Genomic DNA, 20,041 nt, shown 5'->3' with positions numbered 1-20,041 from the left:
ACGGAAAAGCCGGATTTGGCCATATTTCAGGCATTTTCTCGTTGAATAGCCAGCTATTCGCCTCAAAAACCCACGAAATCTGTCTCAAACCGGTCTTTCCCTCGCTACGATCGAAGTCCGACAGGCTGCTAGGGCTTAATGAATGCCGCCGCTCGCTTGGAAGTGTTTCTCTAGTTTATTGACCCCTGCAGCCATAAGTAACGTAAGGATTAAATACAGGAAAGAAATGGTCAGGTATGGCTCCCAATAACGTGAGTAGGCCCCAGCCACGGTTCGGGCTGCATAGGCCAGCTCAGCAAGGCCAATGGCGGAAACCAGCGAGCTATCTTTAAGTAGCATAATCGCTTCATTGCCTAGCGGTGGCAACATGCGTCTAAAGGCTTGTGGGATAATCACAAAGCGCATGGTTTGCCAGTAGTTCATGCCTAAGGAGCGGGATGCCTCAAATTGACCTTTGGCTATCGACTGAATCCCCGCACGGAAAATCTCGGTGATATAGGCGCCAGCATTAAGGGTTAGCGCTACCAGGCCAGACATAAATGCGCCGTAATCTTGGCGCAAAGTAGAGGCTAAATCTCCACTAATAAGTAAGCCATCTGAGGGATGGACCAACATTGGCATAACGGCAAAGTGGGTGAGTAAAATCTGCACAAATAAGGGAGTGCCTCGAAAAAATGTGACGTAAGCGGATGACGGCCAGCGAATAAGGAAGCGCACTGGGTATTTCCAGATTCCATGTTTAACATCAGCAAGGCGGGCCATTCCTGCAAATAGGCCGATTAAAGTACCAAAAACCACCGCAATAAGAGTGATACCAATGGTCATTTGCATGCCATCGATAAACAGTGAGCGATATTCCCAAACAATCTGTAATTGAAAGTTAGATAGAAGGGGAACTGTGGTTTGCATCTGTTGCCAGAATGTTAGGAAGTCCATTGTCATGCCATATTCAGATTGCAGAATAAAAAAGCGCAAGCCCGCAGGATTGCGCTTCTGAAAGATATAAGCCCGATTTTAAATGATTAAGCTCAGTTTCCGAAGTACTTCTTGTGGATTTTGTCGTAAGTACCATCGGCTTTAATGGCAGCGATTCCTTTATTTAGCTTTTCTATCAGTTCTTTATTGCCCTTCTTTACAGCAAAGCCGTAATATTCTTTTGCGAAAGTTGCATCATCAATGATTTTTAGGCTGGATGATTTATTATTAGCAATAAAGTTAATCACCACGCCATTATCAGCGACTACAGCATCAACACCGCCATTTTGCAGCTCTTTAATCGCCAATGGGGTAGATTCAAAGCGCTTGATATTTGGATTTGTTTTGCCGAGCAGCTTTTGTACAATTTCGTCACCGGTAGTGCCCGTTTGTACACCCACTTTTTTATCTTTCAGTGCTGTAAAGTTAGTAATGCTACTTTTCTTGCTAACCGCGATGAGCTGTTTTGCTTCAAAGTAGGGATCAGAAAAATCCATACTTTGTTTACGCTCAGGCGTAATGGTTACGGCAGAGGCGACTAAATCACGATCGCCAGAGCTAAGCGTTGCAAAAATACCTTCCCAAGGGGTGTTATGCAGTTTAACTTCAATGCCTGCTTTTGAGGCTACAGCCTTGATCACGTCCATATCAAAGCCAACGATTTCTTTCTTTTCGTTTACAGATTCAAATGGGGCATAGGCAGCATCTGTTGCAACTTGGTAAACTTTGGCTGCGTGGGCTTGCGTTGAGAGGAGTGTTGCACTGGCAAGCAATAGAATTATATTTTTTTTGCTGAACATATTGTGATCTCTCTGCATTGAGTGGTTTGCCGATTCTGTGACGTAACGCATTCGGTAAGACAAGACTAAGTGCTGGGTTCTTATTTGAATATCAGGCTATTCCCGCATTTTAAACGGCATGAATAGCTTGTTTAAGTTTTGCTTAAAGGCAATAAAAAACCGGCTACGTGGCCGGTTTTTTATTGCCTTCTATGTCATTGATCGTATTAGGTGATCATTTCTTCCATGCCAGAACCAAGGTCATTGATTTCTTCTAGCTGCAGGCTGAATGCGGCTTGATCTATGCCTAAGTAGGCAAAGGATGTCGTCGGTAAACTTGCCATCCACTCTTCATTGGTGCTGATGTCGGCTTCTTTGTGGGCAATATGCAGGGCAATATGCAGCACATGGCTTAATTTAGAGGGTGGTTCTTGTGCATTGGGCATATTTTGGTATTTCACTGCCATCTGGATATCTACTGGAAAATTCCAGCGCTTAGCCAGTTCTTCGCCAACCATGACATAGTCAAAACCGATGTTGTTGGTTTCTAGTGCCACGCGATCAGCCGCACCATTTTCGACATATTGATCGATTTTTGCAGCTAACTCAGGTGCCACAATATGGATGAGCATTTCACCAATGCTATGAATCATGCCAGTGGTAAATGCAACCTCACCATTAAATTTGGCAGATTTAGAAATCCATTTTGCCAGCGTTGCCACGCGCAAGCTGTGTTTCCAAAATCGCTTGCGATCAAAGCCAGGCGTGGTAATGAAAGCACCCGTTACACCCGAGGCCACTACCAAAGTACGTACTGTATTAAAGCCGAGCACAACAACGGCATCGTTGACAGAAGCGATTTGTCTAGAGGCGCCAAAGTGCGCAGAATTGGCTAAACGTAGCACTTTAGCGGTGATGACTTGATCAAGTGCAATTTTTTTTGCAATTGTTTCGATATCAATATCATCTTTGCTAAAGCTATCAATAAGTTCTTGCACAACTTTGGGTATGGTGGGTAATTTGTGTGTTTGTTCGAAAACTTCTTCAAGTTTCATGCCGCTCTCCCGTATTCCCTGCATTTTATATTCATGCCGTCTTCATCCTAGAACAAGCCTAGGTTCTTCGCTAGCAGCTGCTTAGACTTAAACCGCGATTGCTTTGTCATTTAAAAAAGGCGACGTAAGGGTCGCCTTTTTTGATGACATCAAGATGAACGGTTAATGTTACTTAGCTTCGCCTGCCACTACTTCGATCACTTCCCACTTACCGCCCTTAACTTGATAGACCGTGATAGGGCCGTTTTTAATATCGCCTTTTTCATCAAAACTGATTACGCCGGTTACGCCTTTGTATTCAATTTTTTGCAATTCAGGTAAGTATTTGGCGGGCTCGGTAGAGCCTGCTTTTTTCATAGCCTCAATCATTACTTTGGTGGCGTCGTAATTGTAAGGAGCGTATAGATTCACTTCTACACCAAATTTAGCTTTAAATTTGGCTAAGAATTCCGCGCCACCTGGCATGCTTTCTTTGGATTGGCCTGGGCTTGAAGAAACCATACCTTCAGAGTCAGCGCCCGCTAATTTAATAAACTCTGGGGTTTGTGTGCCATCGCCACCCATGATTTTGGCTGAAATACCTAGTTTTTTAGCTTGTTTTTTAAGGGGGGCGGCTTGAGCATCCATCCCCCGTAAAACACTAGATCAGGTTTGGCACCTTTAATGCTGGTTAAAATAGCGTTAAAGTCGGTTTCTTGGTTGGTGGTGAATTCACGTTTTACTACTTCCGCGCCTGCGGCTTTGGCGGCTTTTTCAAACTCATCAGCGAGGCCTTGGCCATAAGCGGTGCGGTCATCAATGATGGCTACTTTTTTTGCGGCTAGCTTTTTAACTGCAAAGTCACCCAATACCTTGCCCTGCTGTGCATCATTGCTCATTACGCGAAATGCTGATTTAAAGCCTTGCGCGGTATAAGCCACAGCGGTGGCAGAAGGGGAGATTTGTGGGATGCCCGCGTCAGCATAGATTTTGGAAGCGGGAATGGTCGTGCCAGAATTCATATGGCCAATAATTCCTGCCACTTTCATATCGACAAAGCGCTGAGCCACGGTAGTGGCTGTTTTAGGATCGGCTTGATCATCTTCTGAAACCAATTCAAATTTGACTTTTTTGCCGCCAATATCAGCACCGCCTTCGGCGTTAATTTCGTCAATGGCCATGCGGGTGCCATTTTCGTTGTCTTTACCAAAGTGGGCGTTATTGCCAGTAAGCGGTGCAGAGTGGGCGATTTTTACGGCGTCGTCGCTGCTAGTGGTGGGCTTCGCTGTTTCAGCTGCTGCTTGGCTGGCGACTTCCTTAGGGGCTTCTTGTTTGCCACAGGCGCCTAAAGTCAAAATGGCTGCCGCGATAAGGCTGTAACGTGCAAAAGTCATATCATTTCTTCCTTGGTGTGAATGATTGCGTCGCAGGCCGATGCCTGCCTTATTAGAGGCTATTCGCTATTGGGCTCGCAATCGAATTTAGGTAAATAGTGGTGAGCTGTGGCTAAGGCGCAACAGATTTTTTTTGAGCTGTATTGAGATAGCCAAGAGCCTGTGTGCGCGGCGGGTGTAGGCTAAATATGGGGGCGGTGGGGGCTTAGGTATTGAGGTCGATTTGTTGCATGCTACCCCCTGTGCCGTTTTCTCTTAGGTATAAACCTGAGGCACGAATTTGGCCTTGTTGATTATTCTGCTGATCATTTAAGTCAAAATTGGCCTTGGCATTACCAAGAAATAGTGCGCCTATTCCTTGCTCGTTTAAATTGATGAGTTGATCGTGCCCAGCATCGTCTTTTACCCATAATTTGAGTTGGGAAAAAATGGAATCGTGCTCATCAATCCAGCCATTTTTGTCTTCATCAAGCTTGGCTAAATCAGCAAAACCATCTCCATTTTGTGTCCCAAATAACTCGCTTCCTTGTGTGATTTTGCCATCGTGATTGCGATCTAAGGCTAAAAAGGCACTGCCTGGCTTGAGTAGGCTGATTGGTTGTGGCTTGTCATTGCTGCCTAAATCGAAGCTAAATTTTTGTTGTGAAAGCGTGGCGGCGGGCGCTGCGTAATTAAGGACCAGTGGGTCTTTTTTTTGCTTGCCCACATTGCCAGAGTAAATTCCTTCTGTGAGGGCTAAGTGATAATTGCGGCTTAAAGACAACTCGGCTGAAAATTGAATTTCACGCCCATCGGCGGTTTTAACTGTGCCAGTGGCTTTAAATTGTGTACTTTCACTTTCATTATAGGTGAATTGTGATTCAATCGAAAAAGCTGAAGCGGGGTTGGGGCTATCTGTCTTGCTGGTGTTACTTGGGGTGGTACTGCTTTCTTCCTCAAAGCCCCAAAATTTAATTTTATAACCCAGCATGCTTTCTAATAAGCTTTTGATCAGTGCGGTGCGCTGATCGAGTTGGTTGTATTGCTTGAGCGATGCGGCAGAAAGACTTACCTGGGAGCTAGATGAGGGGGTATCTGGTGGGTTAACGCTAACTTTTAGTGATTGTTGTTGGTTTGAGTAGAAATGATGCTCAGCCAATAGGCTGACATGGCTTTGGGTGATATGCATGGCCGTTGCTCCAGAGTATGGCTCTGTTATCGACCCTGCGGTTTGCTTATTTAGAGTAGGCCCTGCTCTGCCATGGAAATGACCTGATGTGCGGCAACAATGCAGTGGTCGAGTAAGCTAACATCGATAATTTCTAAAGTATTGCGTAATTGTTGGGTGATGTGGATGTCCGCATCTGACGGCTTGGGGCTGCCTGAAGGGTGGTTGTGCGCTACGATCACCGCAGCAGCGTTTAGCGCCAACGCGCGCCTTGCCACTTCTCGTGGGTAGATTCGCGTTTCAGATAGTGAACCTTTAAATAAGGTCTCCGCACTGATTAACTGGTGGGCGGTATTTAAAAATAGGGCATGAAACTCTTCATGATCTAGCCCACGTAAACGCAGCTGCAGAAAAGCTTTGACCGATGCCGGCGAGGTAAATGCATCGGCCGTGCGTAGCTTTTCACTTAAAGCGCGTTTCGCCATTTCTAGCACGGCTTGTAATTGGCAGTATTTAGCAGCGCCCATGCCGTGTACTTGGCAAAGTGTATCTAGCGGCGCTTGGAATAGTTTTTCTAATGAGCCAACGTGCAGCAGCAAATCTCTGGCTAAATCCACCGCACTTTTGCCTTTTACCCCAACGCGTAGAAACAAAGCCAGTAACTCGGCATCGCTGAGGCTTTCAGCACCATGCGCTAAGAGTTTTTCTCTGGGGCGCTCATCTTCGGGCCAATCGGTAATTGCCATTACTCAAACGCCGTTATATCAAGCGCTTAGTGTAGTTGCTTAAATGAGTTACTGCGCCAGTGCTCTTTATCTAGAGTTGAGTATGCAGCGATCGTTAGCCTTTTCTATCACGTGCTGACTAAAGCTTTGCGTAGCAAAATATTATTACGGTTAATGTCATGGTCTATCCTCAGTTAAACTAATGGCTGTATATAATTGAATAGGTGCTTACTTATGAGCCAAAAACGCATCGTACTTGGGGTAACGGGGGGCGTTGCTGCGTATAAATCGGTTGAGCTGGTGCGCTTGCTCACTCAAGCGTCTTATGACGTGCAGGTGGTGATGACGGAAGCGGCAACCCAATTTGTGGGGCCAGTGACGTTTCAAGCGGTATCGGGCCGCCCTGTGTTTGTGGATTTATGGGATGGTCGTGTGCCAAATAACATGGCACATATTGACTTAACCCGTGGCGCGCACGCTATTGTGGTGGCCCCAGCGACGGCTGATTTTATGGCCAAGGTGGCGCAGGGCTTTGCTAATGACTTGTTGTCTACGATGGTGGCTGCAAGAGATTGCCCATTATTGCTGGCCCCTGCTATGAATCGGCAAATGTGGGAGAACCCACCTAACCAGCGCAATGTGGTGCAATTGGTGGCGGATGGCGTGCAAATTTTAGGGCCAGGAGAGGGCGAGCAGGCTTGTGGTGAGGTGGGGCTTGGGCGAATGCTAGAGCCTAGTGATTTGCTGCAGCATATTGAGGCTTTTTTTCAGCTTAAATTATTGGTAGGTAAGCGAGTGTTGATTACTGCTGGGCCTACGTTTGAGCGGATTGATGCAGTGCGAGGCATTACTAATAGCAGCTCTGGTAAGATGGGCTACGCTATTGCGCGTGCGGCTTGGGAGTCTGGCGCAGACGTGGTGTTGATTTCAGGCGAAACTGCCTTAGCTACGCCTTTAGGCTGCCGACGGATTGATGTGCAAAGTGCTGAGCAAATGCTGCAAGCGGTGGATGCTGAGGTGGATGAAGCGGATATCTTTATCAGCGTTGCGGCGGTATCTGATTACTATGTGTTAAACCCATCTGAGCAAAAGATAAAAAAAGACGCACATATCTTGACGTTGGAGCTAGGGCCAAACCCAGATATATTAGCCAATATCACTGCCAGAGATAATCCACCTTTTTGTGTGGGCTTTGCTGCCGAATCTGAAAACCTGTTGGAGTACGCTGAAGCTAAGCGTCGGCGTAAAAAGCTCCCACTGCTTGCTGCAAATTTAGTGCAAAACGCAATGGGTGCGGATGATAATGAAATTATTTTGCTTGATGATGACGGCGAAACCCGTTTAACTCGCGCCCCTAAGCTGGATGTGGCGCGTCGTTTGATTGCTCATATCGCACGGTTGTATCAAAAAAGGTAAAAACATGTCCGTTATCGATGTAAAAATTTTAGATGCGCGGTTGAAAGAAAATCTGCCGCAATATGCAACCAAAGGTTCGGCCGGTTTGGATTTGCGCGCTTGCCTTGATGTACCTATGGAGTTAGCGGCAGGTGCTACTCAGCTGGTGCCAACGGGTATGGCGCTTCATCTTGATGATCCAGGTTTGGCGGCAATGATTTTGCCTCGCTCTGGTTTGGGGCATAAGCACGGAATTGTGCTGGGTAATTTAGTGGGTTTGATTGATTCAGATTATCAAGGGCAGATTTTTGTCTCGGTATGGAATCGTAGTCAGGTGCCTTTCACTATTCAGCCTATGGAGCGGATCGCGCAGTTGGTGATTATTCCAGTGGTGCAGATGGATTTTAATCTAGTTGAAGAATTTGCCGAATCCGATCGCGGTGCGGGTGGTTTTGGTAGCACGGGTAAACATTAGTTTGTTGTGAAGCATAAAAAAACGGGCGCAAGGCCCGTTTTTTTATGCTTGAAAGGATGTCTTATTGCTGGGATTGCAAATAATTAGGTAGGCCAATTGCCTCGATTAGGCCTAGTTGTTGCTCTAGCCAATGCGCATGATCTTGCTCGGTATCATCTAAGAGCTTGATTAGCATATTACGGGTGACGTAATCTTGCTCTAGCTCGCAGATTGCGATAACGCGCTTGAGTGCGGTAGCTACATCGTATTCGGTGAGTAGGTCATTATGCAGCATGGCAGGTACATCTGCGCCAATGCGTAGCGCATCACGGCCTGCCACATCAGGGATGCCGCCTAAAAATAAAATACGAGCAATAAGCAGGGTGGAGTGGCCAATTTCGTCTTGGCGCTCGTGATCGATGCGCTCATAAAGCTTGCTATAGCCCCAGTTGTGATACATCTGGCTATGCACAAAGTATTGGTCGACGGAGCTGAGTTCGGTAACGAGCAGCTCTTTTAAGCCCGCGATTACATTTTTTTTCCCTTGCATGATGATCTTCCTTAGGCGTCGATTTGTGATTGGAGGTAATTTGCTAAGCCTAAAGACACTTGTAGTTCGGCTTGGGTTTCTAGCCAATCAACGTATTCTTCTTCATCTTCAAGGAGATCTTCTAGGATATCGCGTGAAACGTAATCTTGCTCTAGCTCACAGGTTTCAATGGCTTGACGCAAGGTGGTAAGGTGGGCGCTGACGAGTTTTAAATCACACGCTAGCATTTCTGGTGTATTTTCACCGATATAGAGTTTTCCAAGCTGCTGCAGATTTGGTAGACCTTCTAGCATCAGGATGCGCGTAATCAGTTTGTCTGCGCGTTTCATGGCATCAATCGATTCGTGATAGACGGCGTCATTGAGCTTTTTTAAGCCCCAGTTACGGTACATGCGCGCGTGTAAAAAAAATTGATTGATGGCGATTAATTCATTGCCAAGCACGCTATTGAGCGAGCTTAAGACGAGTTTGCTACCTTGCATCGTGTATTCTCCAAAGTATCAGATCTAATTAATTCTTAATTAGATCTGATTTGATTTTAGGGGTTTTCTCCCTTTTATATGAAATATAATTTTTTATATTTGTGTAGTTGGATAGCGTATTTTATTCTTTTTTTAGTTTTTTGCCACTGTTTATTGTGCCGTTAAGCTTTTGATTTATGTATTAAGAATTATTATAATTTGATATCAAAAAATAGTGGGTTGGGTCGTAAGTTATTAATTAAAAATTAAATAAGTGATGTTTAATTTTTTTGAATAAAAACCATTATTATTCCGGCATGGTTTATGTTATTTTTTGTGCCTACTAATGATTGCTTTGGAGTCGAGATGAGCGTGCCTGAAGAAATGATTGCTCTTGCACAGCAGTTGGCGGAGTTGAGTGCTGCGGTGATTCGCCCTTATTTTCGTCATGCTTTGGTTATTGATGATAAAAATGATCACAGCCCTGTGACAATTGCGGATCAAGAAGCCGAGCGAGTTATGCGTGAGTTGATTCAAAAAATACGCCCGCAAGATGGCATTATTGGCGAAGAGTTTGGTCGTGAGCGTGAAGACGCAGAATGGGTGTGGGTGCTAGACCCGATTGATGGCACCAAATCATTTACCGTGGGGCGAGCACTGTTTGTGACGCTAATTGGTTTGCTGCATCACGGTAAACCTGTACTGGGCGTGATTAATCAGCCTATTCAAAATGAGCGCTGGCTGGGGATTACAGCACAAGGTGCATGGTTTAATGGTGTGCCGGTGGTGGCAAACCAAACATCGCAGTTGCAAGCGGCAAGGCTAGGTACAACAGGGCCACAATATTTGGATGTGGGTGCGGCGGCTTTTGCGCGCCTATCGGAGCAATGTCGTTTTAGCACCTATGGCGGTGATGGCTATTTATATGCGCAGGTGGCCAGTGGCTGGTTGGAGCTGGTGGTGGAAGAGGGCTTAAAGCTGCATGATTTTGCGGCATTAGCGCCGGTAGTGAATGGCGCAGGGGGTAGAATGAGCGATTGGCAGGGTAAAGATTTGGATATTTATAGTGAAGGGCGGGTGTTGGCGGCGGCAAACCCAATATTACATGCGGCAGCGCTGCCATTTTTTCTGAACGCGGTATAATAGATATATCCGTCACACTAACGTGGATTACCATGTTTAAGAATACACAGTACGTTTCAGATTTTACGCAATTTATGCAGGGCTATTTGGGCGCTAATCCTGAAATTGCTCAGGGCCAGCTTGAAGGTCGTGCGCTCTTGTGGGACAAAGCACCATTGGATTTGGATGAGCGTGCGCGCTCTGCAGAATCTAAAGTGCAGCAAAAGCCTTATCCTTATCAGGCTGACTGATTTTTTAGTTTTAATAGCAAAAAACACCGCTGTTTGCATAAACGGCGGTGTTTTTTTATGGGAAAATATGCTGGAGATTAGGTGTGGTATTGGCTAATTAAAGAATTGAGCGTAATGGCAATCTGGCGCAGATCTTCGGATAAAACGCTGGTGCTGCTTGCCGTGGCGTGATTTTCTTCGCTAGCTTGGGCAATCTTCTCGATATTATTGGCAATATCTTGGCTGGCGGCGCTTTGCTCTCCAATGGCATCTGCCATCTGGGCAATATCGCTGACCGTGTTTTTGGATTGCTGCTCCAGATTTGCTAATGATTCCGCTACGCTTTGTGTGTTGCGTACGCCACTTTCAACCATTCGGCTGGCGTGTTGCATGCCCTCGGAGGCGGTGCCGGTGTCTCTTTGCACGGCTTCAATCTTGGCGGTGATTTCACTGGTGGCTTGCGTAGTGCGCTCGGCCAGTTTTCTGACTTCATCGGCAACTACGGCAAAGCCACGGCCTAAATCCCCTGCGCGTGCGGCCTCAATGGCCGCATTTAGCGCCAGCAGATTGGTTTGGTCGGCGATATCTTTAATCACCATCACGATGCTACCAATTTCACCTGAACGCTGGTTGAGTTGATCGATCACAGAGGCGGAGCGATTGATATTTTCGGCGATTTGCCGTATTTCATCTGCTGTGCGGTTGGCAGAAAGCGCGCCTTCGGCAGCGGTGGATGCGCCTTGTCTAGCCTCGGTGTTTAAGCCTTCTGCGCTGGATGAAATCATATTGACACTAACAGATAGCTCTTCAACTGCTGCGGCCGTTGCGCTCGATGCGGAAGATTGTACTTCAGACGATTCCGTCATTTTTTTGGCTGCGGTTGATAGCGTTTCGGCCGAGCTAAGTAGCTGGCTAGAGTTTTTGCGTGATTCACTAATCACTTTGCTCATATTGATAAGTAGACGATTAATCACTGTAGAAGATTGGCTAATTTCATCAATCCCTGCTTGATCAAGCCTGAGCGTTAAGTTGCCAGTTTGATCGATTTCTGTAATGGTTGCTTGTAAAGCCGCTAGGGGTTTGCGGATGCTACGAATAATAACAAAGGCGCTGGCTACACCAATTAATATGGCAATAAACATCAGGGTTATCGATGTGCTAATTGTGGCAGTGGTAATGGTGGCGAGTGTTTTTTCCATGCCTTTTGCTTTTGCGATGGCTTCATCAGCTAAGGTGGTTAGTCCTTCTTGCATGGCGCGAACAGGCTCTTTGTATTTTGAAAACTCTGCATTAATATCCGCAGCTTTTTGATATTTTTGTGCTTCTACGTCATCGGATATACGATTAAAGCCTTCGGTATACACTTTTAGGTGTTGTGATAGCTCATTTAATTTTTGTACATCCCCAGCGCTGGCATTAGCCGTACTGTTTTTGATGGCGGCATTCGCTTTTTCTAGTGCGCCATGCCATTTTTGATCGTACTCTTTAATTTTTTTAATATTTTCAAAATTCAGAAAAATATCTTTTTCATAACGCCTTAAGTCTGTGACTTGATGTCGGGCTTCGATTAGATCGAGTGAGTAGTTTAAATCATGTTGTAACATATTTTCGGTGAGGCTTGCTTCTCGATTAAGCCCCCATAGGCCGACCGCTCCCACGCCGATCAGTAAAAAAAGCAGTAGAGTAAATCCAGCTACGAGCCTTGCTGCGATTGTAAATTTAGATAACATGGGGAGCTCCAAAGCAATGCAGTTGTTTTAGATTGTAGAGCTGATTTAGCGTATTGCTAGAAAAAACAACATGAAGACGATAAATAATTAAAGCGGGTATTTTTTGTATTATTGAGCGTAAAGAAAAATACCGTATTCAATTGCTTGAATACGGTATTTGCAGAGGCGCACGGCGTTTATCGGGTGTTAATTGCAGATGAATCAATTAAATGGTTGTATTGCATGTTCGGTTAGTAATAGCTTGGATGGTTTTTGTTATTTATTACGCATAAAGTCGGCCGTTCGATAAAAGGCGTCTTCTAAGTGATCTCGCAAAGCGTCTTCCATCTGTGTCTCTTCCATCGCCTGAAACATACACATTAGCCACTGATCACGCTCCTCCTCGCCAATCGCAAAAGGCATATGGCGTGCACGCAGCATGGGGTGGCCGTATTTTTCAATAAAACGTTGCGGCCCGCCTAGCCAGCTAGATAGAAAATCAAAGAATTTATCTCGGATTGGGCCGCTGTCGTTTGCGTGCATGGCGCGTATGCCGCTGGCGCGTGGGTCGGTATACATAATGTCGTAAAAACGATCAACCAGCTGGCGCAAGACTGCATCACCGCCTAATAGCTGGTAGGGCGTTATGCTGGCTACTTCCTGCATGCTTTAACCCTTTACCGGTTTAACTAAACGGGCTGCCAGTTTGGCGCGCTCGCGTGCTTCATCTGTGTTTAATCCTGCAGCTAAAGCCACGCCCATGCGGCGGCGGGTAAAGCTTTCTGGTTTGCCAAAGAGTCTTAAATCTGCACGGGGCACGGCCAGTGCTTGCTCGATGCCTTCAAAGGCAATGCCGGCTTCTTCCAAGCCGCCATAAATGACCGCACTGGCTGCTGGCTCGCGAAGGTTAGCATCGATCGGTAAATTTAAAATGGCGCGGGCGTGTAGCTCAAATTCTGAAAAACGCTGGCTGGATAAGGTAACAAGACCAGTGTCGTGCGGGCGTGGGCTGACTTCAGAAAACCATACCTCGTCGCCTTTTACAAAGAGCTCTACACCAAATAGGCCACGACCACCTAGATCGGTGGTGATTTTTTGCGCAATATCGCGGGCACGCTCTAGCGCGAGTGGGCGCATGGCTTGGGGTTGCCAGCTTTCTACATAATCGCCATTTTTCTGGATGTGGCCGATGGGCTCACAGAAAAAAGTTTCGATTTCCCCGGATTGGCCTAAGGCGCGTACGGTCAGTAGGGTAATTTCATAATCAAAATCTACGAAGCCTTCCACAATGATGCGGCCTTGATTCACACGGCTGCCACTGGCGGCGTATTCCCATGCCGCATCGATTTCAGTCGCTTCGCGGATAAAAGACTGCCCCTTGCCTGATGAAGACATCACTGGCTTGATCAGGCAGGGTAGGCCGATTGCGGCTATGGCTGAACGCATCTCAGCTAGAGATGAGGCAAATTGATAGCTTGATGTGGGCAAGCCCAGCTCTTCGGCAGCAAGGCGGCGAATGCCTTCGCGGTTCATGGTGAGGTGGGTGGCACGGGCGCTTGGGATGACGGTGGCGAGGCCATCCGCTTCAATTTCAAGTAGGGCGCTGGTGGCAATCGCTTCAATTTCTGGCACGATTAAATGTGGGCGTTCAAGTTCTACCAGTGCGCGTAGAGCGATAGGATCGGCCATATTGATTACATGGCTGCGATGAGCCACTTGCATGCCGGGTGCATCGGGATAGCGGTCGACGGCGATCACTTCCACGCCTAGTTTTTGTAAAGCAATGATGACTTCTTTGCCAAGCTCGCCGCTGCCAAGTAGCATAACTTTAGTGGCTGAGGCTGAAAGAGGTGTGCCGATCCGCATGGTTTTTTCCAGAGCATTGAATGCGGCGGATTTTAGCATGTAGTGCTGTTTGGGGTGGTTTGGAAGTGGTGGTGTGTAGGTTAATGAGCTCTGACTAGCCTTCAATTATTCTTGGGTTTGAGTTGGTTTTTTGCTGTCATTGAGAATTAAAATGGCGCGTAATAAATAGGGTTATTAATTTATTGCAATTATTTTTATTTAATATTTGCATTAATTTTGATGTCATGTTATTGGTTTTTACTGAGGTAATAATCCACATTTCTTATGTTTTATCAATAAAATTCGCAGCAAAATCAATTAATCTGGTTTTTGAACGTATTTTATTTACTGGCGTAAATAAACTCGTTATGCTGCGCTTCCCTGGTTGGCTTAGGGGATGCGTATCTACAGATTCCTATTGAATTAATGATGAGCTTATTATGAAACTTCGCAATATCTTAGTCGGAGCCAGCATTTTGGCTACTCCTGCCGCCTTTGCTGGCAATGACTGGTCATTTAAAAATGTCAGTGTCAACTACTTAGACTGGTCTAATGGTACTGAGCAACGCACAAATGCAGGTGCATTTGCCGGTAAAAAAGACTTTACCTTGCTAGAAATTGAGGGTGGTTTTGGTGGCGATTGGGGCGAGGCATATGGTTTTTTTGATGTAGAAAACCCAACAAAGGGGACTGACGAAAGAGACTCACGTGAGAATCGTCGTCTTGTTGCAAAGGCAGTGGGTCGTTTTAATTTAGTGCAGTTAGGTTCAGTACCGCTTCAGGCTTACGTACATATTTATGATTTGCGTGATACTGGTTCATCATTCTTTAGCCAAAATCGCGTACTGGGCTTAGGAACTAGTCTTTCAAATGGCAATTTCTGGATTAAGCCGTTTATTGGTGGTCATCAGCAGTTTGAGAGCAATATTGGCGCGCACGCTAATGGCGTGATGGCGGGTTATGTTGCTGGCTATAGCTTTCAAATGTTTGGTCAATCATTTATGGCTACACAATGGCATGAAACAGAGTTTAATCGTGATGATAAATACTTGACCATGGGTAGCCCCGCAGGTGGCGTAACGAAGGGTAATGCGACCGGCCAAAATGGTGCGGTTTCACTTTGGTGGAATGTCAGTAAAGAATTTACCACGGGTGTGCAATACCGTTATGCCGATCAAAAGCTAGGTTCAGCTTCTTACCAAAATGCTATGATCTACACAGCAAAATACAATTTCTAATTCGTGTTATTGCAATAGAAAAAACCCGCTGCGGCGGGTTTTTTCTTGTCTAAATATAAAGAATAGCTGCTGTTTTTACTTAGAATGCCAGCGAAAGCGTGGAATGCGTTCACCATCAATGATCAGTATTTCAGTAAACATGGTTAAAGGCCGCACCCAAAGATCAAAGTCGCCATAAAGGCAGCGGTAAACCACCATTTCTTCCTCGGTTTCGCTGTGTTTAGCTAGGCCAATCACTTGATAAAGCGGGCCTTTATAATGCTGGTAAATGCCGTTTTCGATGTTGCTCATGATCTCTACTTTTGTTTGGTGCTTGTAAGGTGGCACGGCATGACTTCTTGGCGTGTCAGGGGATAGCAGGTAAGATCCAAGGCGAATCTTTACGCGTATTGTATTTCGCTTTGCTGCATTTGTAATTGGGCTTTATTTGCAGAATGCGGCAGTGGGGCAGGCGCAGGCCAGAAAATTGACGCGAATATTGGGTAGCGTTGATCATCCATTTAAATGATTAGCAGAGGTTGATTGTATGAAGATTGCAGTATTGCCAGGCGATGGCATTGGCCCAGAAATTATCAGAGAAGCCCGCAAGGTATTGGAAGTGCTGCAGCAAGAAGGCCTAGCGATGGAGCTGACCGAAGCGCCGCTGGGCGGTGCCGCCTACGATCAATACGGCTCGCCTTATCCAGAAGCCACCCAAAAACTAGCACGGGAAGCCGATGCGGTGTTGCTGGGGGCGGTGGGCGGCCCTGCTTACGACAATTTGGATCGGCCTTTGCGCCCAGAGCGCGGCCTACTGGCGATTCGTAAAGACTTGCAATTATTTGCCAATCTACGCCCAGCTATTTTGTACCCAGAGCTGGCGAATGCCTCTACGCTTAAGCCTGAAGTGGTGAGCGGCCTAGATATTATGATTGTGCGCGAGCTGACCGGTGATATTTACTTTGGCCAGCCCCGTGGTATTCGCACGAATGAAGCCGGTGAGCGTGAGGGCTTTAATACCATGCTCTATGCCGAGTCTGAAGTGCGCCGTATCGCGCATGTGGCATTTAATATCGCCATGAAACGCAATAAAAAATTGTGTTCGGTGGATAAAGCTAATGTGCTAGAAACCACTGAATTTTGGAAAGAAATCATGATTGATGTGGCCAAGGAATATCCTGAAGTTACGCTTACTCATATGTATGTAGATAACGCAGCTATGCAGCTGGTGCGTAATCCTAAGCAGTTTGATGTGATGGTCACCGGCAATATTTTTGGCGATATCTTAAGTGATGAAGCCTCTATGCTAACTGGCTCGATCGGCATGTTGCCTTCGGCGTCTTTAGATAAAAATCACAAAGGTTTGTACGAACCTAGCCATGGCTCTGCACCGGATATTGCGGGCAAAAATATTGCTAATCCACTGGCGACTATCTTATCGGTGGCCATGATGATGCGTTACAGTTTTAATCTGGACGCGGTTGCCTTAAGAATTGAAAGTGCCGTGAAAAAAGTATTGGCCGATGGTCTGCGCACGGCCGACATTTATGAAGAAGGCACCCGTAAAGTCAGCTGCTCAGAAATGGGCGATGCCGTGGTGGCGGCACTGTAATTATTTAGCACGCAGACGTAACGGCACAAGGCTTGTAAAATAGGCCGCTGGACGCATTTATAAGCAGGGCGCATATTGCGCCCTGTTTGTTTTATCAGAGCCATCACTGTCTTGCAGGGTGCTCATTAAGCTTTTGTAAATTAAAGGACTGGATCATGGCAACAAAACCACTTTCTCTGGCGGTCATCGGCGCTAATAGCACTTCAGGTGAAACCTTATTGGAGGTGTTGGGTGCAACGTCCCAGTCATTCTCTACTTTTTTCCCTTTAGCGCTTGAAGATGAAGGCGAGATGGTGGAGTTTCGCGGCCAAGATTTCCCTATCCTTGCCTTAGACGAATTTAACTGGCAAGTGCCAGATCTGGTGGTGTTTTGTGGCGAAGATACTGCTGCCGCAGCGCAATACGCCGCGATAGCGGCCGAAGCCGGTGCGGCCGTGGTGGATTTAAGCGGTGGCGCGGATGCGCCATTGGCAGAAGCAGATGCTCGATTAAAGAAAGGTGGCGTGGCACGTTTGCCGCATCAAGTCACCACCATTTTGTTGCCGGTGCTCAAAGCCTTGGCTAAAGCTGCTCCGTTCTCAGGCTTAACCGTTACGGCAATGCTATCGGTTTCTCAAGACGGAAAGCCTGCAATTGATGAGCTATCTGAGCAGACCCGCGCCCTGTTTGCCCAAAGTGAAGTGCAGAGCCATGTTTATCCAAAACGTATGGCGTTTAATTTGCATCCCGTAGCGGGTGCTGTCGATGAGTACGGCGCAAGTGTGGAAGAGCAGCGCATTATTAATGAAGTTGCCAGCGTTTTTGCTGATGTGCCAATGTCCTTAACTTGTGCCCGCGTGCCGATGTTTTTTGGCCACGGTATCAGCTTAAATGTACGTTTTGCTGAAGATATCAGCTTAAATGCCTTAAAAGAGGCATTAAGCAATGCAGAAGGTGTGTACTTCTTAGAAGCGCAGGGCGGCGCTGGCCTTGCTACACCACAGGACGTAATTGGTGGCGATAAAGTTTGGGTAAGCCGCGTGCGTGCCAGTGGTCAAGGGGTGTCCTTGTGGTTAGCTGGGGATAATACTCGTCTCGGGGCAATGGCAGTGCTGCGTTTATTAGGCGCAGCGGCTTAATTAAATGGATTCGGTATAAGGGCTATGTGTGCAGGCTTAGTCTGTTAGTTTTATTAGATCGCAGTGTCTCTTTATATGGCACTGCGATTTTTTTATATGAGTAGATGTGTTTGGATTTAAAAATAAAGATTTAGCCTGATGAATGGGGTAAAGCCATAGTGTACTTTGCTTGGGCAGCAGGCTTAATACCATTTGAAACTAGGAAGTTACTGATTTTATAGATTGAGTTTTTTAAAAAATAAACAGATAAAAATGCAGATAAATATATTGCTGTGAGTTTGTGAATTAAGTGGGATACTGATTTTCATGGATTTTAAAAGTAATTTATTAACACTTATACAAATAATGCCTCGGTTTATTTGGGTCATGTTGGCTGGGCTGATTTTTTATTCTTTGGTATTTAATGCGAGCTTGATTTTTAATAGATAAATTAACTGGATTCAACATGAAATTGCCACAGAATACGCTTTGCCTTAGTGCTTTGTTTTTTTCTACGGTGGCTTGCAGCAGCTTGGCTCAAGTTGAAGCAACAACGGTGGGTGATTGCAGAAAGATCACAGGCAGAGTAGAGCGCTTGGCTTGTTATGATTTATTAGCGGAGCGTTTTGATAAGCCAGAGGCTTCTGCTGCGGCTAGCTTAGTGCCTTCTTTAAATGTGGCGGAAGCGCCTAAAGTGGAGCTGAAACGCGCTGACCCAAGTGCCGTGTCAGCGATTGATGCCGCTTGGGGTTTTGATCCTTTATCTGACCCATATAAAATATCATTTTTTAGAGAGAATTATTTTCTGCTTGGGCGTTACTCAAATAACCCTAATAATGCTCCTTATCGTGCTTCTTTTAATGAGCAATATGATTTAGATCAGGTTGAAGCAAAGTTTCAGTTGAGTTTTAAAAATCGCATTTGGACGACGGACGATAGGCGTTGGGGTTTATGGGCGGCGTATACTCAACAAAGTCATTGGCAATTGTATAATAGCGAAGTTTCACGTCCATTTCGTGATAGCAATTATATGCCTGAATTAATTGTGAGCTACCGACCAAATCTAGATTTAGGTGCGGGCTTTAAATGGATGCTATTAAATGGTGGGGTTATCCATGAATCTAATGGCCGCTCAGACTCCGTTTCACGTAGTTGGAACCGGCTTTATTCTGAAGTGGGCATTGAAAAAGGCAATCTAGCTTTGTTTGGTACGGTTTGGTATCGGGTCAAAGAAAATGCTGATACCGATGATAACCCTGATATTGTTGATTATTTAGGGCATGGAAAACTAAGTGCAGTTTATCGTTGGCAGGGCAATAGTTTTACGGGTGAGCTGCGGGGCAATCTAAGTACCGGCAAAGGGGCTATTAAGGCTGGCTGGTTTACGCCTCCGGTGATTGGGCCGTTACGTGCTTATGTACAGATTTTTAGTGGCTATGGCGAAAGCATGATTGATTACAATTGGAAGCAAACCACAATTGGCGTTGGATTTGCAATTAATGATGGCTTTTAAACTCAATAATGTGGGTTTTAGTCCGCTGAACTAAAAATACATTAATCATTGCCTGATTAAATAGCGCCGCAAATAAACCATCGCTTGCAGCGCTATTTTTTTGCCAAAATTAGTGATTAGCACAACTTAAAGTAGCGGCAAGGCCAAGGGCTTGGCAAAGCACCATAAAGCGTTCGAGTTTATTGCTGCGAACCAGTAGGATTTGCATTTCGCTGCTGACGCTTTTGCTGAAATTAATCAATGTATAGGCTGGTGCAAGCTCGTTTTGGATGCGGTTAATTGCACCGGCTGTAGTCAGTGCAGTGAGTGCATCAGCGCTAAGTTCTAGCTCTCCTTCGCCAAAGGCATCTTCAATTTGCTTGTACAGTTGATCTGCTTGGGAAGCCTTAAAAATCAGACCATCTTCAAGTTGCTCAAGCAAGACCCATTCCCATACTGGAAGAGCAAATTCTTCTTTGTATTGACTTGCCGGATCATTGGCAAGGTAGGTCTGTGCATCGGCGTGCGCTTTGATAACTTCAGCGCTCATTGCGGCGATGTCGTTTGTTTCTAGGCCGCCGTCGGCGATGATGTCGAATAATTCAGTGATATGAGCGTGATTCATTGGGTAATCCTGATAAAGAAATACGGTCAAGCTAGTTTTTGTGGATGTTTACAACAGCTGCTAGGCACAGATTGGCTTTGACGCTTTGCGGCCAAGAAAAGCAAGGCTGCTATATGCGCTGGTGGCAGATGATAAAGGGATTTACCTGCCAGCGTTATCACTTATGTGTTTATTAATG

At 45.9% G+C, this 20,041-nt stretch carries 20 protein-coding genes and 1 pseudogene; 8 read left to right on the top strand and 13 right to left on the bottom strand.

What is annotated here, in order from left to right:
- Positions 1-135: 135 nt before the first annotated feature.
- From C1H71_RS01035 to radC, 6 genes and pseudogenes are all read right to left on the bottom strand, one after another.
- On the bottom strand, positions 136-936 hold the full coding sequence (locus tag C1H71_RS01035; protein WP_130104910.1) for an amino acid ABC transporter permease: 801 nt from the start codon (positions 934-936) through the stop codon (positions 136-138).
- A 92-nt stretch (positions 937-1,028) separates the two neighbouring features.
- Entirely contained in the window at positions 1,029-1,775 is a 747-nt protein-coding gene (locus tag C1H71_RS01030; protein WP_223145954.1) for a basic amino acid ABC transporter substrate-binding protein, read from the bottom strand.
- A gap of 206 nt (positions 1,776-1,981) precedes the next feature.
- Positions 1,982-2,809, bottom strand: coding sequence for an HDOD domain-containing protein (locus C1H71_RS01025; RefSeq protein ID WP_188053474.1), 828 nt, complete (start codon positions 2,807-2,809; stop codon positions 1,982-1,984).
- A 168-nt stretch (positions 2,810-2,977) separates the two neighbouring features.
- Positions 2,978-4,182 (bottom strand): annotated as a pseudogene (locus C1H71_RS01020) (branched-chain amino acid ABC transporter substrate-binding protein).
- A gap of 205 nt (positions 4,183-4,387) precedes the next feature.
- Complete coding sequence (locus tag C1H71_RS01015; protein WP_130104907.1) at positions 4,388-5,350, bottom strand: VCBS repeat-containing protein; 963 nt, start codon at positions 5,348-5,350, stop codon at positions 4,388-4,390.
- Between the two features lie 50 nt (positions 5,351-5,400).
- The gene (radC, locus tag C1H71_RS01010) at positions 5,401-6,075 is read right to left on the bottom strand and encodes a RadC family protein (RefSeq protein ID WP_130104906.1); all 675 of its coding nucleotides are present in this window, start codon (positions 6,073-6,075) and stop codon (positions 5,401-5,403) included.
- Between the two features lie 213 nt (positions 6,076-6,288).
- On the opposite strand from radC, the gene coaBC reads away from it, so the two are divergent.
- Together coaBC and dut are read left to right on the top strand one after the other, a co-directional pair.
- Positions 6,289-7,470, top strand: a complete 1,182-nt coding sequence (gene coaBC, locus C1H71_RS01005; RefSeq protein WP_130104905.1) for a bifunctional phosphopantothenoylcysteine decarboxylase/phosphopantothenate--cysteine ligase CoaBC — start codon at positions 6,289-6,291, stop codon at positions 7,468-7,470.
- Positions 7,471-7,474: 4 nt separating this feature from the next.
- A complete protein-coding gene (gene dut / locus C1H71_RS01000; RefSeq protein ID WP_130104904.1) occupies positions 7,475-7,924 on the top strand; it encodes a dUTP diphosphatase in 450 nt (149 codons plus the stop codon).
- A gap of 61 nt (positions 7,925-7,985) precedes the next feature.
- On the opposite strand, the gene bfr (C1H71_RS00995) is transcribed toward dut, so the two are convergent.
- Positions 7,986-8,453, bottom strand: a complete 468-nt coding sequence (gene bfr, locus C1H71_RS00995; RefSeq protein ID WP_130104903.1) for a bacterioferritin — start codon at positions 8,451-8,453, stop codon at positions 7,986-7,988.
- An 11-nt stretch (positions 8,454-8,464) separates the two neighbouring features.
- A complete protein-coding gene (gene bfr / locus C1H71_RS00990; RefSeq protein ID WP_130104902.1) occupies positions 8,465-8,935 on the bottom strand; it encodes a bacterioferritin in 471 nt (156 codons plus the stop codon).
- Positions 8,936-9,280: 345 nt separating this feature from the next.
- On the opposite strand from bfr (C1H71_RS00990), the gene C1H71_RS00985 reads away from it, so the two are divergent.
- Together C1H71_RS00985 and C1H71_RS00980 are read left to right on the top strand one after the other, a co-directional pair.
- The gene (locus tag C1H71_RS00985; protein ID WP_130104901.1) at positions 9,281-10,057 is read left to right on the top strand and encodes an inositol monophosphatase family protein; all 777 of its coding nucleotides are present in this window, start codon (positions 9,281-9,283) and stop codon (positions 10,055-10,057) included.
- A 32-nt stretch (positions 10,058-10,089) separates the two neighbouring features.
- Positions 10,090-10,287: a DUF3460 family protein gene (locus C1H71_RS00980; protein ID WP_130104900.1), complete on the top strand. Its 198-nt coding sequence runs from the start codon at positions 10,090-10,092 to the stop codon at positions 10,285-10,287.
- 77 nt (positions 10,288-10,364) lie between these two features.
- Here the strand turns inward: C1H71_RS00980 and C1H71_RS00975 are convergent, their stop codons facing one another.
- The 3 genes from C1H71_RS00975 to purT form a co-directional block, all read right to left on the bottom strand.
- Positions 10,365-11,996, bottom strand: a complete 1,632-nt coding sequence (locus C1H71_RS00975) for a methyl-accepting chemotaxis protein (RefSeq protein WP_130104899.1) — start codon at positions 11,994-11,996, stop codon at positions 10,365-10,367.
- A gap of 255 nt (positions 11,997-12,251) precedes the next feature.
- Positions 12,252-12,641, bottom strand: a complete 390-nt coding sequence (locus C1H71_RS00970; protein ID WP_130104898.1) for a group II truncated hemoglobin — start codon at positions 12,639-12,641, stop codon at positions 12,252-12,254.
- Positions 12,642-12,644: 3 nt separating this feature from the next.
- Positions 12,645-13,880: a formate-dependent phosphoribosylglycinamide formyltransferase gene (gene purT / locus C1H71_RS00965; protein WP_262488360.1), complete on the bottom strand. Its 1,236-nt coding sequence runs from the start codon at positions 13,878-13,880 to the stop codon at positions 12,645-12,647.
- A 380-nt stretch (positions 13,881-14,260) separates the two neighbouring features.
- Between purT and C1H71_RS00960 the strand changes: the two genes are divergently transcribed.
- Positions 14,261-15,058, top strand: a complete 798-nt coding sequence (locus C1H71_RS00960) for an outer membrane protein OmpK (RefSeq protein ID WP_130104897.1) — start codon at positions 14,261-14,263, stop codon at positions 15,056-15,058.
- Between the two features lie 75 nt (positions 15,059-15,133).
- Here the strand turns inward: C1H71_RS00960 and C1H71_RS00955 are convergent, their stop codons facing one another.
- The gene (locus tag C1H71_RS00955) at positions 15,134-15,349 is read right to left on the bottom strand and encodes a DUF1653 domain-containing protein (RefSeq protein WP_130104896.1); all 216 of its coding nucleotides are present in this window, start codon (positions 15,347-15,349) and stop codon (positions 15,134-15,136) included.
- A 235-nt stretch (positions 15,350-15,584) separates the two neighbouring features.
- Between C1H71_RS00955 and leuB the strand changes: the two genes are divergently transcribed.
- The 3 genes from leuB (at position 15,585) to C1H71_RS00940 (ending at position 19,259) form a co-directional block, all read left to right on the top strand.
- Positions 15,585-16,649, top strand: a complete 1,065-nt coding sequence (gene leuB / locus C1H71_RS00950) for a 3-isopropylmalate dehydrogenase (RefSeq protein ID WP_130104895.1) — start codon at positions 15,585-15,587, stop codon at positions 16,647-16,649.
- Positions 16,650-16,804: 155 nt separating this feature from the next.
- Positions 16,805-17,767 (top strand): Asd/ArgC dimerization domain-containing protein, encoded by a 963-nt coding sequence (locus tag C1H71_RS00945; protein WP_130104894.1) that lies wholly within the window; start codon positions 16,805-16,807, stop codon positions 17,765-17,767.
- Between the two features lie 445 nt (positions 17,768-18,212).
- On the top strand, positions 18,213-19,259 hold the full coding sequence (locus C1H71_RS00940) for a phospholipase A (RefSeq protein ID WP_130104893.1): 1,047 nt from the start codon (positions 18,213-18,215) through the stop codon (positions 19,257-19,259).
- A gap of 109 nt (positions 19,260-19,368) precedes the next feature.
- Here the strand turns inward: C1H71_RS00940 and C1H71_RS00935 are convergent, their stop codons facing one another.
- A complete protein-coding gene (locus tag C1H71_RS00935) occupies positions 19,369-19,863 on the bottom strand; it encodes a hypothetical protein (protein ID WP_130104892.1) in 495 nt (164 codons plus the stop codon).
- Between the last annotated feature and the right edge of the window lie 178 nt (positions 19,864-20,041).

Origin of the sequence: Iodobacter fluviatilis, assembly GCF_004194535.1 — a bacterium.
GTDB lineage: Bacteria > Pseudomonadota > Gammaproteobacteria > Burkholderiales > Chitinibacteraceae > Iodobacter > Iodobacter fluviatilis_A.
The sequence above is the reverse complement of the archived record's forward strand: the minus strand, read 5'-3'. Positions and strand labels throughout refer to the sequence as shown.

Bases quoted from the DNA above. Each gene is read 5' to 3' on its own strand.
- purT (WP_262488360.1), bottom strand. From the start codon at position 13,880: ATGCTAAAATCCGCCGCATTCAATGCTCTGGAAAAAACCATGCGGATC.
- C1H71_RS00955 (WP_130104896.1), bottom strand. From the start codon at position 15,349: ATGAGCAACATCGAAAACGGCATTTACCAGCATTATAAAGGCCCGCTT.
- C1H71_RS00940 (WP_130104893.1), top strand. From the start codon at position 18,213: ATGAAATTGCCACAGAATACGCTTTGCCTTAGTGCTTTGTTTTTTTCT.
- C1H71_RS01015 (WP_130104907.1), bottom strand. From the start codon at position 5,350: ATGCATATCACCCAAAGCCATGTCAGCCTATTGGCTGAGCATCATTTC.
- C1H71_RS00970 (WP_130104898.1), bottom strand. From the start codon at position 12,641: ATGCAGGAAGTAGCCAGCATAACGCCCTACCAGCTATTAGGCGGTGAT.
- bfr (WP_130104902.1), bottom strand. From the start codon at position 8,935: ATGCAAGGTAGCAAACTCGTCTTAAGCTCGCTCAATAGCGTGCTTGGC.
- C1H71_RS01035 (WP_130104910.1), bottom strand. From the start codon at position 936: ATGGACTTCCTAACATTCTGGCAACAGATGCAAACCACAGTTCCCCTT.
- C1H71_RS00960 (WP_130104897.1), top strand. From the start codon at position 14,261: ATGAAACTTCGCAATATCTTAGTCGGAGCCAGCATTTTGGCTACTCCT.
- C1H71_RS00980 (WP_130104900.1), top strand. From the start codon at position 10,090: ATGTTTAAGAATACACAGTACGTTTCAGATTTTACGCAATTTATGCAG.
- C1H71_RS01025 (WP_188053474.1), bottom strand. From the start codon at position 2,809: ATGAAACTTGAAGAAGTTTTCGAACAAACACACAAATTACCCACCATA.
- C1H71_RS01030 (WP_223145954.1), bottom strand. From the start codon at position 1,775: ATGTTCAGCAAAAAAAATATAATTCTATTGCTTGCCAGTGCAACACTC.
- C1H71_RS00945 (WP_130104894.1), top strand. From the start codon at position 16,805: ATGGCAACAAAACCACTTTCTCTGGCGGTCATCGGCGCTAATAGCACT.
- radC (WP_130104906.1), bottom strand. From the start codon at position 6,075: ATGGCAATTACCGATTGGCCCGAAGATGAGCGCCCCAGAGAAAAACTC.
- dut (WP_130104904.1), top strand. From the start codon at position 7,475: ATGTCCGTTATCGATGTAAAAATTTTAGATGCGCGGTTGAAAGAAAAT.
- leuB (WP_130104895.1), top strand. From the start codon at position 15,585: ATGAAGATTGCAGTATTGCCAGGCGATGGCATTGGCCCAGAAATTATC.
- C1H71_RS00985 (WP_130104901.1), top strand. From the start codon at position 9,281: ATGAGCGTGCCTGAAGAAATGATTGCTCTTGCACAGCAGTTGGCGGAG.
- C1H71_RS00975 (WP_130104899.1), bottom strand. From the start codon at position 11,996: ATGTTATCTAAATTTACAATCGCAGCAAGGCTCGTAGCTGGATTTACT.
- bfr (WP_130104903.1), bottom strand. From the start codon at position 8,453: ATGCAAGGGAAAAAAAATGTAATCGCGGGCTTAAAAGAGCTGCTCGTT.
- coaBC (WP_130104905.1), top strand. From the start codon at position 6,289: ATGAGCCAAAAACGCATCGTACTTGGGGTAACGGGGGGCGTTGCTGCG.
- C1H71_RS00935 (WP_130104892.1), bottom strand. From the start codon at position 19,863: ATGAATCACGCTCATATCACTGAATTATTCGACATCATCGCCGACGGC.